The sequence below is a fragment of the Verrucomicrobiales bacterium genome, assembly GCA_016793885.1.
Taxonomy (GTDB): domain Bacteria; phylum Verrucomicrobiota; class Verrucomicrobiia; order Limisphaerales; family UBA11320; genus UBA11320.
The window spans coordinates 1-14,561 of sequence record JAEUHE010000260.1 but is presented as its reverse complement, the minus strand read 5'-3'; the positions used below and the strand labels follow the sequence as shown (position 1 = coordinate 14,561).

Annotated in this window: 12 protein-coding genes; 8 read left to right on the top strand and 4 right to left on the bottom strand. The window is 60.0% G+C overall.

Annotation, left to right across the window (positions count from 1 at the left end):
* Positions 1-16 precede the first annotated feature (16 nt).
* Together JNN07_28190 and JNN07_28185 are read left to right on the top strand one after the other, a co-directional pair.
* Complete coding sequence (locus JNN07_28190; protein MBL9171642.1) at positions 17-289, top strand: hypothetical protein; 273 nt, start codon at positions 17-19, stop codon at positions 287-289.
* An 88-nt stretch (positions 290-377) separates the two neighbouring features.
* Complete coding sequence (locus JNN07_28185; GenBank protein ID MBL9171641.1) at positions 378-2,459, top strand: DEAD/DEAH box helicase; 2,082 nt, start codon at positions 378-380, stop codon at positions 2,457-2,459.
* Here the strand turns inward: JNN07_28185 and JNN07_28180 are convergent.
* From JNN07_28180 to JNN07_28165, 4 genes are all read right to left on the bottom strand, one after another.
* A complete protein-coding gene (locus JNN07_28180; GenBank protein MBL9171640.1) occupies positions 2,456-3,445 on the bottom strand; it encodes a Gfo/Idh/MocA family oxidoreductase in 990 nt (329 codons plus the stop codon). The genes JNN07_28185 and JNN07_28180 overlap by 4 nt on opposite strands.
* A gap of 86 nt (positions 3,446-3,531) precedes the next feature.
* Positions 3,532-3,987, bottom strand: a complete 456-nt coding sequence (rnhA, locus tag JNN07_28175; GenBank protein ID MBL9171639.1) for a ribonuclease HI — start codon at positions 3,985-3,987, stop codon at positions 3,532-3,534.
* A 63-nt stretch (positions 3,988-4,050) separates the two neighbouring features.
* Positions 4,051-4,482 (bottom strand): BLUF domain-containing protein, encoded by a 432-nt coding sequence (locus JNN07_28170; protein ID MBL9171638.1) that lies wholly within the window; start codon positions 4,480-4,482, stop codon positions 4,051-4,053.
* Positions 4,483-5,026: 544 nt separating this feature from the next.
* The gene (locus JNN07_28165) at positions 5,027-6,322 is read right to left on the bottom strand and encodes a nucleotide sugar dehydrogenase (GenBank protein MBL9171637.1); all 1,296 of its coding nucleotides are present in this window, start codon (positions 6,320-6,322) and stop codon (positions 5,027-5,029) included.
* 303 nt (positions 6,323-6,625) lie between these two features.
* Here JNN07_28165 and JNN07_28160 point away from each other — a divergent pair, with 303 nt between their 5' ends.
* The 6 genes from JNN07_28160 to JNN07_28135 all read left to right on the top strand — a co-directional run bounded on the left by JNN07_28160 (position 6,626) and on the right by JNN07_28135 (position 14,160).
* On the top strand, positions 6,626-8,581 hold the full coding sequence (locus JNN07_28160) for a hypothetical protein (protein ID MBL9171636.1): 1,956 nt from the start codon (positions 6,626-6,628) through the stop codon (positions 8,579-8,581).
* A 3-nt stretch (positions 8,582-8,584) separates the two neighbouring features.
* The gene (locus JNN07_28155; GenBank protein MBL9171635.1) at positions 8,585-9,586 is read left to right on the top strand and encodes a MoxR family ATPase; all 1,002 of its coding nucleotides are present in this window, start codon (positions 8,585-8,587) and stop codon (positions 9,584-9,586) included.
* Positions 9,587-9,608: 22 nt separating this feature from the next.
* On the top strand, positions 9,609-10,505 hold the full coding sequence (locus tag JNN07_28150) for a DUF58 domain-containing protein (protein ID MBL9171634.1): 897 nt from the start codon (positions 9,609-9,611) through the stop codon (positions 10,503-10,505).
* Entirely contained in the window at positions 10,502-12,355 is a 1,854-nt protein-coding gene (locus JNN07_28145; protein MBL9171633.1) for a VWA domain-containing protein, read from the top strand. Before JNN07_28150 ends, JNN07_28145 begins: the two co-directional genes overlap by 4 nt.
* 75 nt (positions 12,356-12,430) lie before the next feature.
* Complete coding sequence (locus JNN07_28140; protein ID MBL9171632.1) at positions 12,431-12,829, top strand: Dabb family protein; 399 nt, start codon at positions 12,431-12,433, stop codon at positions 12,827-12,829.
* A 2-nt stretch (positions 12,830-12,831) separates the two neighbouring features.
* The gene (locus tag JNN07_28135; GenBank protein MBL9171631.1) at positions 12,832-14,160 is read left to right on the top strand and encodes a nucleoside recognition protein; all 1,329 of its coding nucleotides are present in this window, start codon (positions 12,832-12,834) and stop codon (positions 14,158-14,160) included.
* Positions 14,161-14,561 lie beyond the last annotated feature (401 nt).

Here is a 14,561-nt window from a genome sequence, read left to right as displayed (position 1 = left end):
CAATCCATTCACTTTCATGGGAGCACGAGCAGAGATCAGTTGGAACCGGCGGAACGAGGACGGCGAAAAAGTGCAGGTCTACGCCCACCGAGTCGGAGATCGGTGGGACTTCTTCATCCGCCGCAAACGCTTCGACAACTGGGAACCGTATCCCAATCCGCTGCTGGAAGACTGGCAAGAGCTGCTCGATGGGGTCGAACGGCGCATTCACCGCCGGCTCCAACGTCCGGAGGAACTCGTGCGAATCCGAAAGCTGATCAAGGAGCGTTTTCCTGGCTCTGGATCCTAAACTTCGCTTAACTGCTCTCCTTCAGCCACTTTCGCCACAAGAAAATCATTAGCTACAGAGGACCGCTCTGAGATATGCTCTCCCCTTCATGAGCTCAAAACTCTTTACGGATTTTGGTTTGTCAGCGGAATTGATGAAGGCGATCGCCCGTCTCGGGTTCGAGCAGCCTGCCCCCATCCAAGCCGAAGCCCTGCCTTTGCTGCTGGAGGGCAAGGATGTGGTCGGCCAATCGCAAACCGGTTCCGGAAAGACGGCCGCCTTCGCCATCCCGGCGGTGGAAAGGATGCAACCCGCTGAACGTTACGTCCAGGTTTTGATCCTATGCCCGACCCGCGAACTGGCCGTCCAGGTGAGTGAAGAGGTTCACAAGCTCGCGTACTTTAAACCCGGGGTAAAGCCGCTCCCGATCTACGGAGGTCAAAGTTACGACCGCCAGTTTGCAGGTCTGCGCGCCGGAGCCAACATCGTGATCGGCACGCCGGGCCGCGTGATGGATCACATGAATCGCGGCACGCTCAAGCTGGATCGAATCCGGACGGTCATTCTGGACGAGGCCGATGAGATGCTGAACATGGGCTTCCGCGATGACATCGAGTTCATCCTGAAGACAATGCCGCCCGAGCGCCAAACCGTGCTCTTCTCAGCGACCGTGCCTCGTGCCATCGAGGATTTGATCGCCCGCTACACCCGCAATCCGGTGCGAGTCAAAATCGAAGGCGTGGCCATGACGGTACCTACCGTCGAGCAGGTTTACGTGGAAGTGGATCGACGCTGGAAAATGGAAGCGCTGGAACGGCTGATCGATCTTCATGACATCAACCGGAGCATCGTTTTCTGCAACACGCAGCGCATGGTGGACGAACTTACCGAGCACATGAACGCCGCCGGCTACGGTGCGGATTGCATTCATGGCGGCATGGCCCAGGCCGCCCGCGATCGAGTGATGAAGAAATTCCGGACCGGCGGGGTGGGATTTCTGGTGGCGACCGATGTCGCGGCCCGGGGCATCGACGTTGATGACATCCAAGTGGTGTTCAACTACGACCTTCCCTACGACGGCGAAGACTACGTTCACCGCATTGGGCGGACCGGACGGGCAGGCCGAAGCGGCCTGGCGATTTCGTTCGTGAGCGGCCGCGAGGTGTTTCAAATTCGACAGATCGAAAGATACACCCGGCAAAGGATGCGCCGCGTCGAAGTGCCCACTCATAACGAGATCGAAGCGGCTCGCATGAACCAGCTGGTACAGCGAGTCCGCGAGACATTGAAAGCTGGCGACTTCCGCCACTATGACCACGTGATCGAAGGCTTGCTTGAAGAGGGGCTCGACTCGATGGATCTCATCAATGCCCTGCTCCACCATCTCAATCGAGCCACCGGTCCAGCCGCCAACGAAACCGCCAAGCCTTCGGTGGGCGACCCACGGGCGGCCCGCGGGTCCAAAGCTACCTTCGAAGCCCACAGCGACCGTGCGGCGCAGCCAGCCACCGTGCGCCCTCCCACTCCGACTTCAACTTCCACTCCCGGGGCCAATGCCACTCCGGGTTCAACGGGAGAGCCCCCCGCTCGACCAGCGACCCCGCCGCCCACCAGACCTCCGGCATCCTCCTATACCGTCGCCAAACGCCCACGGCCCACCGAGGACCGACCGGCTCCACGGCCTGCCGCTGATCACTTTCGAGCCAAGCCCGATCGCCGTCCTCCGGAAGGCCCTGGCGGCTATCGCCCCGCACCCAAGAACTACCAGGAAGCGCCTCGAAAGCCGTTCCCCGCGTCCAGGGATCGTGAACGGGACGCGCGGGATCCCAAGAAACGCTTCGCCGCCCCGGCCGAGCGCGGGTTCGAGGCGCGCTGGCCCAGTTCTCCTGATTTCGATCGCAAGCGCCGTGGAGATTCCTTTGATGCTCCCAAGCGCCCCGTCAGCCGCAAGACTCCGGAGCAAATGACCCGCGTCTGGCTGAGTGTAGGTCAGGAGAACGGCATTTCGCCGGGCGACATTAAAGGCTGCATTCTAGGCGAGACCGGCATCGCCACCGAAGCGGTTGGCTTCATCGACCTGCGCGAAAAACACAGCTTCGTTGACGTGGCGAGTGACCAAGTCACCGCCGTCATTCCCAAACTCAATCGAGCGCACCTGGGCGGCCGAAAGCTCAAGGCGAAAGTCGCCTAAGGCTTCTTGCCGGCCCAGCCGTTCTTGGCCAGCACCTCAGCAATGGTGACGGGAGCGCCGGCGCGACGTTTGCTTTCGTCGGCCGCTTCCATGAAGGCGAAGAGTTCGATGGTCTCCTCCAGGGAGACCGGAGCGACTCCCGTCTGGAAGAATTTCACGATCTCCGCCACCAGCGGCGCGTAGTCGCCGCTGCCCTTCTGATCGAGCACCGCCTTGGTGCCGAAGAGGGTGACCCGATGAGGTGTCGATCCCGTGCGCAAGCCGATCAAGGTTCCCGTCCGCCCCTCAGACCAGGTGCCTACCACCACATCCGTATCGGGGGTAGCCACTCGCACCACGGATTGGCATCCCAGCCCCAACACGGTGAACAAGGCCTCGGTCGGATGCACTCCATACCAGAAGAAATCGGGATGGTGGGGCTCCTTCTCCGAGGGGCCATAGGAAACTGCGCTCCGAATCTGGCCGACATCTGCCTTCTTCAGCTCCGTCATGCTCGAGTAAAAGCGGTAGGAGGAGGAGCTGAAACAGGGCACTTTGCTTTCCTTGGCCAGACGGTAGATCTCAATGGCATCCTTCAAAGTCCCCGCCAGGGGCTTATCGATGAATACCGGCTTCCCCGCCTTGAAGACGGGCCGAACCTGATCCAGATGGGGACGACCATCGACACTCTCCAGGAGCACGGCATCCACCTGCGAGCAGAGCTCCTCGATCGTGCCCACGATCTTGACCCGATAATCCTTCTGCAGCTGCGTGGTGTAGGTCTCCACCCGATTCCAACTGCTGGGCAGATCAGGACTACCCCCTTTGAAAGCAACTACGACCCGAGCGCCCGGCACGTGTTTCTTGTTCGCGGGGTTGTTGAGAAGCTCGGTGAACGCGACGGTATGCGAGGTATCAAGCCCGATCATACCGATTCGTAGCTCGCCGCCAGAGGCGGCCACCCAAGTGAGAGCTAGGGCGAGAGGGGCAAGGATGAGTGCTTTCATGATTGGTGAGCCCGACTTAACGCGATCAAAGCGACCCGGGCAACCCCGAAAGCGCCGCGGCTCCAATCAAATAGCGACCGAACCGATCAACCTGCGCGACCCCGGGAATGAGGAATCGCCTCCCGAGCCAGGGAATCACAATGCTCGTTCAACGCGTGACCGACATGCCCCTTCAACCACTTCCACTCGACGTCGTGCTTCTGCGTCAAATCGTCCAATTGTCGCCAAAGATCCTCATTTTTGACGGGTTCCTTCGTCGCTGTCAGCCACCCTTTGCGCTTCCATCCCTTGATCCAGGTCGTGATTCCGTTCTTCACGTATTGAGAGTCCGTGAATAAAACGACCTGACACGGCTGGTTCAGCGCCTTGAGCGCCGAGATCGCCGCTTGAAGTTCCATCCGATTATTGGTGGTTTCGACACTGCCGCCGGAAAGCTCCATTCGTTGGCCGGCATGCTCGAGTACAGCACCCCATCCGCCCGGGCCTGGATTGCCCCGGCATGCGCCATCGGTGTGGATAGTGACAGACTTGAGTCCCGCCATGAATGGCTAAGACCTAAGCAAAAACCGGTGGGGGATTCCAGCAGGTTCTCGGTTGGGGTTCGTTCAGAATGTGAGCTTCTTGAAGGTATTGAGCACCTGCCGGCAACGCTCATGATCTTTGAGAAGCGCCTCCTCCTCCAAGGGAACTCGGAGGAATTCACTAAACCCAGGAAGGGTGCGAACGGCCTCAGAATTGAGATCCGGGAAGCCCATCGACCAGTTTGGGAACTGCCTCTCCTCCTGAAAACCGCTGAGCAGTTTCATCATGCGACGATGTCGAGGATCGGCCTCAATGCGGTTCACCAGCAAGTCCACCGCGTGCTGAGGCCCCTCCAGCGCTTGCATGAAGGTGCCACCTTGATACAAAAGCAATCCGGTGATTCCTCGAGCCGCATTGCCGACGCGAGCCTTGTGGAGCAGTTCAGCTAACTCAGCCGTGGTGAATGGCTTCACGGCCTGGCTGATGTAGACGTGGTAATAGATGGAGTTTTTCACGTTCGATGTAATCTTTGAGATGTCGGCGTTCGACGGAATCCTCCTGACTCTGAACCTGAACACCCTCTCCCCCACATAGAGATACTAGCGGCAGACGGGGGGAAGACTTGAGGCTCAATTTCATGCTTGGGTTGGGCGCGGTTCCTGCCGAAGAGGAAGATTATGCGCTTTCGCCGCCTGTTCTCCTGGCACTCGAGAAGGAACCACCAACCGTTCACCGGCGTCGAAACCGGCCCGGTCGCCGAGCCAAGGCACTTCGACGCAATTCCTCCGCAAACTTCGGAAGTCGCCACCGGGACACCATCCTTGCCGCAACTGCCTGGCTCGACCTTGTTCTTTCGTCTCCGGGCACTCACCACTCATTCGCAACGAATCAGCTATTAGTTCCTAAGCCGGGAATGGCCCAAACACCCGCCTAGCTGCAAGGTCCCGTCGGTAGTGGTAGTCAAAGGAGCTGAAACAGGAACGCCGCCGGAGACCCGGCGGCGTTGTGAAATCAATCCGTGCTGGAGAGCGGGTCGGGCCCATGATGGCCCATGCGGCGTCACGCCTTAACAACCTGCCCAGGCTTGGTCTTGTAAGAGACCATGGCGTTGCGGGAATCGATGATACAGTCCGACCAATCGGCCAACTGCTGATAATTCACGGCCTTGTGGTTGGTGGAAATCAACACCGCATCGAAACCGGAGATGCTGGCCTGATTCCATTCGACCGACTTGGTGCCCGTCCAGTTCGCGTGCTCACGGGTAGGACGAATCACGGGGATGTGCGGGTCATAGTAGGCCACATCTGCGCCGCGTTGTTTCAACAGGTCGAGAAGGAGGAAGGTAGGCGACTCGCGCATGTCATCGACATCCGCCTTGTAAGCCAAACCGAGCAGGAGCACACGGCTCCCATTCACTGACTTCCGGCGTTTGTTGAGCGCCTCAGCAACCCGATCCACCACGAACATGGGCATTGCGGTGTTGATCTCACCCGCAAGCTCAATGAACCGCGTATGTTGGCCGTACTCGCGCGCCTTCCAGGTCAGGTAGAAAGGATCAATCGGGATGCAATGTCCGCCCAGGCCGGGTCCGGGATAGAAAGGCATGAAGCCGAAAGGCTTCGTTTTGGCCGCGTTGATCACTTCCCAGACATCGATCCCCATCGCTCCGTAAACAACCTTCAACTCGTTGACGAGGGCGATGTTGACCCCGCGGAAGATGTTCTCGAGCAGCTTCGTCGCTTCGGCGGCACGGCAGGACGAAACCGGCACCACCGTCTTGATGGCTTGCCCATAGAGGGATTTGGCTCGCTCCAAACAAGCGGGCGTCAGACCGCCCACGACCTTGGGAATCAGGGCGACCTTGCTGTCAGGGTTGCCTGGATCCTCACGCTCAGGGGAAAAAGCCAGATGGAAATCAGTCCCGGCCTTCATGCCGGATCCCTTCTCGAGAACGACCAGCAGGTCCTCATCGGTGGTACCTGGGTAGGTCGTCGATTCCAAGACCACCAGCGTTCCGCGCTGGAGATGGGGGGCGATGGATTCGCCGGTCTTGATGATATAGCTAATGTCTGGCTCGCGGTTCTTGTTCAGCGGGGTCGGCACGCAAATAATCACCGCGGAAACCTCACGCAGTCGTGAAAAATCTCCCGTGGCGGAAAACTTGCCGGCTCTCACCTGGTCCGCGATCATCTCACCGGAGATATGCTTGATATACCCTCGCCCCGCGTTGCAATCGCTAATCTTAGCAGGATCGGAGTCTACGCCCAACACGCTCACGCCTGAACGGGCAAACTGAAGAGAAAGAGGCAAGCCGACATACCCCAAACCAATAACGGCAATCTTTTGATCACTCATAATCTAAATTCGAATGCGAGCCTACCAACCACGCAGACAGTTTTCGTTGAACCTGTTGGCTGTGGGAGGCTCTGGCCATTCCACGCCATACCAAATGTTAGGCCACCCTAGAGGAGCCAGTATTAATTTCAATCGGTAAACCCGCCGCCAGGTTAAGCAAAAAATCGATCTAAAACGAAATTTCCGAAGAGTAACAAACACCGTCAAGGTTGGATTGTCAAAGAACGGGGCAGAGCCGTTGAGTCCATTTAAGCTCGCCAACGTGATCCGGCGATGCAAGGGTTGTCCAAGGGAAGCAAGGTTATGCAGTCGATACAAACCATCGAACAGTTGCTGGACGGGCTGTCCAGGCGCCGGCGCCTCAACCGGGGGCTTCGTTCCGCAGGAGTCGGTCTGCTCTGGGGCAGCGTGACGGCTCTGCTCGCTGTAATCGGCTACAAACTGGCCCCTCTCCCCGCCAGCATCATCTCATGGGCCATCCTCGTGGGCCTCGTTGCAACGGTAGGAGGATTCCTCGTCGGGTTCTGGAAGCGCCCGTCCATGCTCGAAACCGCGCGCTGGGTGGATGAGCTCAAGTGCCTTCAGGAACGGATCAGCACGGCTTGGGAATACCGTGGATCACCCCAAAGCAATGAGTGGCAAACCCTCGTGGTCAATGACGCGGTTCGCGTGTTGGGGACCATCGAACCCCGCAGGCTGCTACCCCTGCGCTTTCCCCTGGAGGCCCGATGGGGAATCAGCCTGGCTCTGATCGCCACCGTGCTGAATTTCGTCCCGGAGTATCGATCCGAGGCGGCTCTCAAATCCGAACAAGAGGCCAAGTCGCTCGCCGATGCTGGCCGGCAGCTCGCTGACCTGTCCAAACAGCAGCTCGAGCAACGACAGCCAGTGCTTCAGCCCACGGAAAAGGCATTGAACGAGGTCATGGAGTTCGGCGAGAAGCTCCAGCAGGTCTCGGCCACCCGGAACGAGGCGCTTCGAGACCTCGCCACCCTGCAGGAAAAACTGGAACGGCAGTTTCAAAATCTCGCAGAAAAGCCCGCCCTTCGGACACTCGAAAAGGCGGCACGCGCCCCATCGAACGGAGCGGGTCCCAGTGATCTCCAGAAACGCATGGACGCCCTCAGGCAGGCGCTAGGAAAAGCAGCCGGTCAAGAGGAGGCCGTGGACCAACTGAAGAGCGGGTTGGAAAAGCTTAAACAGAGCGCCCAAGCTCTCCCCGCAGGCGACTCCGCCGAAGCGAAGGCCGCCCGGGAAAAATTGGCGGACTCCCTGAGCGACCTGGCCCAACAGGCCAAGGACTCGGGCATTCCGATGGCCAGCTTGGATGAGGCGATTGATGCGCTCCGCAACGCCCAAACTGACTTCTTTGTCCGGGACCTCAACACCGCCCTGCAGGAGTTGGAAAAACTTCAGGAACTGGGCAAGAACCTGCAGCAGCTTCAACAAGAAATGGCCAAAGTGGCCAAGGACCTGGCCGAGCAACTCCAATTAGGGCAGGCCAAGGCCGCCCAAGCCACGCTCGAAAAGATGATCCAACAGCTCCGCTCAGGCTCCCTGACGACCGAACAGCTCCAAAAGCTTCTCGAGGAGGTTCAGAACGCCTCCAGCCCCGCGAAAGAATACGGAGAGGTCGCCGAGCACCTCAAGCGTGCCGCCGAAAAAATGGCTCAATCCAAACAATCCGGTGACCGGCCGGAACTGCGCCAAGCGGCCGCCACTGACCTGGCCAAGGCGGCCGAGGAGCTCGACAAGCTGCTCCAGCAATCGGCCGATGCCGAGCAATTGGCCGCTGCGATGGAATCGCTCTCTCGAGCGCAAATGTCACTCAGCACAGGCAAGCAATTCGGTCAATGCCGAGGCACTCGACCCGTCTTTGGAAAGGGCGGCAAGCCCGGCAAGGGGGTCGGGACCTGGGCGGACGAGGAGGGATGGGCGCAGATCCCCGAGCAGACTGAGGGCTGGGACAATTCAGGCATCCAACAGCCAGAACTCGATTCCAAGGGCCTCACGGATCGTGGTGAGGCCGAACACAACCCGGCCCTCACCCCCACCAAAGTCCGAGGGCAGATGTCTCCGGGAGGATCCATGCAAAGCATCACTCTCAAAGGAGTGCACATCAAAGGGCAAAGTCAGGTCAAATTCACCGAGACGGCCGCGGCGGCTCAAGCCGCGGCTCAGAACGCCCTCAATCAGGATCAGGTTCCCAAGGCCTACCAGCAGTCGGTCAGGGACTACTTCGACGACCTGAAAAAATAACGGATGAACACCGAAGAACAAATCAGCGCCTTCCGAACGCTCTGGGTCCGCCTCAAACAGGAGATCGGCCGCGTGATCGTTGGGCACGAAGACATCGTGGACGGAACACTCATCGCCATCCTGGGCGGCGGCCACGTGCTGCTCGAGGGAGTTCCAGGCCTGGGCAAAACCCTGTTGGTCCGCACCCTGAGCGAGGTCCTCGATCTGTCCTTCAACCGGATCCAGTTCACCCCGGACTTGATGCCGGCCGACATTCTCGGCACCAACCTGGTCGTCGAATCGCCGGAAGGTCGACGCTCCTTCGAGTTCCAACGCGGCCCGATCTTCGCCCATTTATTGTTGGCCGATGAAATCAACCGTGCCACGCCCAAGACCCAGTCGGCGATGCTCGAGGCCATGCAGGAGCGCAGCGTGACGGCCGGCGGGGAAATCCGGCGCCTCGCCGATCCCTTCTTCGTACTCGCAACGCAAAACCCAATTGACCAGGAGGGCACCTATCCCCTGCCGGAAGCCCAATTAGACCGGTTCTTTTTCAAGTTGGTTGTGGGCTACCCGACGGGTGCGGAGCTGACTGAAGTGATCAACCGGACGACCGAGGGACAAAAGCCCCAGATTCAGAAAGTCATCGACGGAGCCGCACTCATGGAGTGGCAAAAGCTGGTCCGCCAGGTCCCCGTCGCTTCGCATGTCAAAGACTACGCCGTGCGTCTGGTGCTGGCCACTCATCCCCAGACGAGCACAGCCGCAGCGATCACCAATCAGTATCTGCGCTTCGGAAGCAGCCCACGCGGCGCGCAATGCCTCATCGTGGGCGCCAAGGTCCGCGCGCTGACCCAAGGACGATATAACGTCAGCTTCGACGACATTGTCTCCGTCGCCATCCCGGCGCTGCGACATCGCTTGATCCTGAACTTCGAGGCGGAGGCCGAAGGAATCACCACCGATCACATCCTCGCCCAGATTCTCAAAGAGATCCCGAAGAGCGCCGACCCCATCAAGGCCTGATTGAGACATCGCTAGCCGCTGCATGGAACAACCGCTTCTGGACGCCAAGCTTCTTCGTCGCCTCGAGCAGTTTCAGCTGCTGGCCGCGCGTCGCACCAAGAGCGGCACCAAAGGGGAGCGCCGAAGCCGAGCCCGCGGTCAGTCCGTTGAGTTCGCCGACTTCCGCAACTACGTTCCAGGAGACGATCTTCGCTACCTCGATTGGAACTTGTTCGGTCGCCTCGACCGGCTTTTCCTCAAACTCTATGAGGAGGAACGGGAGCTTCCGATACGAATCTTCTTGGACTCGAGCGAATCCATGTCCTTCGGAGATCCAGCGAAGTTTACACTGGCACGCCAAATTGCAGCCGCCATCGGCTATGTCGCCCTGTGCGGATTCGATCGGGTGAGCGTCGTTCCATTCCCGGAACCGACAGGAAACGCCGCCGCCAGAGGAGCCCTCCGCTCGGTACGTGGACGCAAATCAGGCCTTTCCTATCTAACCCACCTGGCAAGCCTTCAAGCCAAAGGGCCCGCCGCCTTCAACGATGCGTTGCGACGGGGGGCGCTGGAGGCCCGCCAAACTGGAGTGGCGGTGGTTCTGAGCGATTTTCTCGACCCCGCGGGTTATGCGGCCGGGCTCAACGCCCTCGTCGGCCGGGGGTTTCAGATTCATGCGCTCCAGATCCTGTCGCCCGAGGAGTTGGCCCCCACTCAGTTCGGAGACCTCCGCTGGGTCGATTGTGAAACCGGCGGCATTCAGGAGGTGACGTTCGGCAAGTTCCGCCTGAAAGCCTATCAACGCACCGTTCAAAACTATGTCCAAACCCTGAAGGAGTTCTGCCAGTCCCGCGGGATAGCATTCTATAGCATCAGCTCGGCCGCCCCCCTGGAGCAGGTGCTGCTGAAACAACTTCGTGAAACCGCTTTGTGGGGATGAGCTTCCTAGCCCCCATAGCCTTCGCCTTCGCCGCCGCCCTGCCTGTGGTTGTGGTGTTCTATCTGCTCAAGCGACGTCGCCTCACTCGGCTCACGTCCAGCACCGTTCTCTGGCAGCGATTCCTCGCGGAAAACCAGGCCAATGCCCCATTTCAGAAACTGCGTAAAAACTGGCTGCTCGCGCTTCAACTCATCGCCCTGGCTCTGGTAGTCCTGGGCCTGGCACGCCCCTACTTCACCGGCTCCGCCTCCCCTTCCCGCCTTCGCGTGCTGGTGCTGGATGCCTCCGCGTCAATGCAGAGCACCGATGAGACTCCAACGCGCTTCGCCAAGGCAAAACGGGAGGCGCTGTCTTGGATCGATGGCCTTCGCGATGGGGAGCAAGGAATGATTCTGCTAGCCGGGGCCGTCACCGAGGTAAAGCAGTCCCCAACATCCAACAAAACCGCCCTGCGCCGAGCCCTGGAGAGCTGTGAGCCCTCGGACGGCCCCACCCGGCTCGCCGAGGCACTGCAGACCGCCGGCGCCTTTACCTTCGAGAAACGGGGGGAAGAGATGGCGGTCAGCGGGGAGATTCACCTCTTCAGCGACGGCGCCGCGACGGACCTTGGCGAACTCGCCAGCAAGAATTTGCCTCTCATCTACCATCGAATCGGCAACCGCGGCAATAACCTCGGAATCGTGTCCCTGGATGTGCGCGCCAATCCAGAGAACCCCGCCGAGCGAGCGCTGTTCGTTGGAGTCTCCAACCCCACCACCAACATCGTTTCTACCCAGCTCGAGCTTCGATTCAACGATCAGGTGCTGGAGATCAAAGCCATCACGGCTCCGGCCACGAACACGCTGCCGGTGGTATTTATCAGCAAGCAGGAGATAGACGGTCTCTTCACTGTCAAACTGCTCGGCCAGGACGATCTGGCCGCCGACGACCAAGCGTCCGTCTACAGCATCCTTCCGCAGCCGGTAAATATCTTGCTGGTCACCCGGGGGAATCGCTTTCTCGAAAAGGGCCTCCGGGGTGCCGCGCACGCACGCCTGACTGTTCGAGATTCGGTAACCGAAACCGATGACCAGTTTGACCTGGTCGTGTTGGACGACATCCTGCCTCGCGCCTGGCCGAAAGCCAATCTGCTGGCTATCCGCGTGGCGCCCACCAACTGGTTCGAGCAGATGGACTCTGCTAAGGCCCCGGCGATCGTGGATTGGCACCACACCCACCCGCTGATGCGCTATGTCAGCTTCGACAACGTGGATGTCGCTGAATCGCTCCTGCCCAAGCTGCCGCCCTGGGGCCTCTCCGTGGTCCAATCGCAACAGCGCCCCATGATCGTCGCGGGCGAACGCGACCGACACCGAATTGTCTGGCTCGGCTTCGATCCGCTGCAGAGCAACTGGCCCTTGCGAGTCTCCTTCCCGATCTTCCTGGCCAATGCTGTGGAATGGCTCAATCCGTCGCTCTCGCGCTCCTCAGAGCTGATGGTCAGGGCCGGCGAACCGCTCCGCTGGCGATCCCGCCAACCCGTCTCCGAGGCTGTGATCACCCCGCCCAAGGGAAAAGCCATCCACCTATCCCTGGCCCCCAATAGCCAGGAGCTGCTGTACGGAGCCACGCAGCATCAGGGACCCTATCAGATCAGAACGGGCACCAATCTCGTCACGTTCTGTGTCAACCTCCTGGATGCCGAGGAAACCCGCACCATGCCACAGGAGACCCTGCCCATCGGCAAGTATGCCGGAGTCGCTTCGAACGTGACCCAAGTCGCTGGAAAGGAACTCTGGCGCTGGCTGGCAGCTTTCGCCTTGGGGGTGGTTCTGTTCGAATGGTGGTTCTTCCACAAGCGGACCGCCTAGATCCATCTGCCGCATTGACTCCCCAAGACTTCCGTTGTCTTCTGCTCTGCACAAATTCAACTCTCGATGGATGCTATGAAACTAATCTTAATCGGTGTGACCCTGCTGGTGTGTCTTCTGACCCTCCAAACCACTGGAGCGGCCGCCTCCTCCAAGACGGTTCGTAAAGGCAAGCTCGTCCATGTGGTTGCCTTCAAGTTCAAAGCCACCGCCACCCAGGCTGAAATCGATCACCTGGTGAACGAATTCCGGGCGCTGCCGGGAAAGATCAAACAGATCCACACGTTTGAGTGGGGTACCAACGTCAGCCCGGAAAAACATGATAAAGGCTTCACCCATCTCTTCACCCTGACCTTCAAGACAGACCGCGACCGCGACGAGTATCTCGTCCATCCCGACCACCAGGCTTTTGGAAAGATCGTCGGTCCGGTGATTGCTGATGTGTTCGTGATCGATTACTGGGCGGGCAAATAGCGATGCTCAACTACATTTGGCTGGGGCTCCTGCTTCTGGCGGTCGTCCTTGGGGGCATCAACAACCAGCTCAAGGCGGTCACCGAAGCGGCGTTCGAAGGATCCAAGACCGCGGTCATGGGCCTGGCGCTGCCGCTCATCGGAGTGATGGCGCTGTGGCTGGGCCTGATGAAGCTGGCGGATCAATCAGGGCTGGTGCAGGCCTTGGCTCGAGCGCTCCGACCAGTCATGCGATGGCTGTTTCCTGAGGTTCCAGTCGGGCACCCGGCCATGGGCTCCATGCTCCTGAACATCTCGGCAAACATGCTGGGCTTGGCGAACGCGGCGACGCCGCTCGGCCTGAAGGCGATGAAGGATTTGGAACGGCTGAACCCCCATCCGGGAACGGCGACCAATGCGATGTGCACTTTTCTGGCAATCAACACCAGCTCGGTTCAGCTGATTCCTGCCAGCACCATCGCCCTGCTCGCCTCGGCCGGCTCGCAAAACCCCACCGCGATTGTCGGCACGGCGCTGATGGCTACCACGGTGTCCACGGCCGTCGGAATCACGACCGTCAAGCTCCTGCAGGGCTTGCCCGTTTTTCGTCCCCGCCCTACGAAGGCAATGCCTCCGGACAGCGTAGAGCCGATGCCGGATCTCTCACCCTCCATCGAGACCCGGGATCAAACGCCTGGCAATGAAAGTCCAGCCGCCCCCCGGATGCCCATGCTCCTCGTCTTCCTGCTGATGCTCGGCTTCTTCGGATGGCTGTTAGCGCGCCAGCTGGGGGCGCGGGAGGCGGGGATCCCTCCCTTCACGCACTTCATCCAATCGATATCCCTCCTGGCCATCCCCTTCATCATGCTCTTCATTCCCCTGTTCGCGGCACTGCGGAAAGTGCCGGTGTACGAACAGTTCATTGAAGGAGCGAAAGAGGGTTTCGAGACCGGAATCCGCATTATCCCCTACCTGGTCGCCATGCTGGCGGCCATCGGAATGTTTCGGGCTGCCGGTGGAATCGAAATCATCACCCGCGGCCTCGAACCGATACTGCGCTGGACCCAGTTTCCTTCAGAGCTGGTGCCCCTGGCATTGCTGCGCCCGCTCAGCGGGAGCGGCTCCAACGGGATCTTCGCCGAACTCATCAAAACCCATGGTCCGGACCATCTGCTCTCCCGCATGGCCGGCACCCTCATGGGGAGCACCGAAACCACATTCTACGTGATCGCGGTCTATTTTGGCTCCGTGGGAGTCAGGCGAGTCCGCCACGCGCTCGCCGCCGGCCTGCTGGCCGATCTCGCCGGAATCATCGCCGCCGTCGTCGTCTGCCGGATGGTATTCGCGAGCTGATCCCGGTCGGCATCCAAAACTCGGGAACCCGACAATCGCCTTGGGGAACCAGGCGCTATGGATCGCGGTGGCACGACCTCACTCCAGAGCGTCATGCCCCTCGCGAAGCGTATGGAGTGCTGTAGCCCTCTACACCTTTTCCGCACCCCCGGAGGGGGATCCCAGCTCCGCTGGGGAAACCAAAGCGGCAGAGGTCTGCCGCACTCCAGAGCGTCATCCCCCTCGCGAAGCGTATGGAGTGCTGTAGCCCTCTACAGCTTTTCCGACCCCCGGAGGGGGATCCCAGCTGCGCTGGGCAGACCAAAGCGGCAGAGGTCTGCCGCACTCCAGAGCGTCATCCCCCTCGCGAAGCGTATGGAGTGCTGTAGCCCTCTACAGCTTTTCGGCACCCCCGGAGGGGG